Source organism: Bacillus sanguinis (assembly GCF_018332475.1).
GTDB lineage: Bacteria > Bacillota > Bacilli > Bacillales > Bacillaceae_G > Bacillus_A > Bacillus_A sanguinis.
On sequence record NZ_BOQB01000384.1, the window covers coordinates 1 to 325 of the forward strand.

The following is a 325-nucleotide window of genomic DNA, read 5'->3' on the forward strand; positions in this document are numbered from 1 at the left end:
GCGACCCCCTGGTCCCAAACCAGGTGCTCTACCAAGCTGAGCCACTTCCCGAAAGAAAGCGCGCCCGAGAGGAGTCGAACCCCTAACCTCTTGATCCGTAGTCAAACGCTCTATCCAATTGAGCTACGGGCGCATATGGTGCCGAGGGCGGGGGTCGAACCCGCACGGTGGTCACCCACCGCAGGATTTTAAGTCCTGTGCGTCTGCCTGTTCCGCCACCCCGGCATGTCATATTGAAAATTGGAGCGGAAGACGGGATTCGAACCCGCGACCCCAACCTTGGCAAGGTTGTATTCTACCACTGAACTACTTCCGCAAGACATGT

At 57.5% G+C, this 325-nt stretch carries 3 tRNA genes; all 3 read right to left on the reverse strand.

Annotated features, from left to right (window positions below):
* Positions 1-59 precede the first annotated feature (59 nt).
* Positions 60-133: transfer RNA gene (locus KI369_RS26520), tRNA-Arg, on the reverse strand.
* Between the two features lie 3 nt (positions 134-136).
* Positions 137-225, reverse strand: a tRNA-Leu gene (locus KI369_RS26525).
* 16 nt (positions 226-241) lie between these two features.
* Positions 242-316 (reverse strand) — tRNA-Gly (locus tag KI369_RS26530).
* Positions 317-325: the final 9 nt, after the last annotated feature.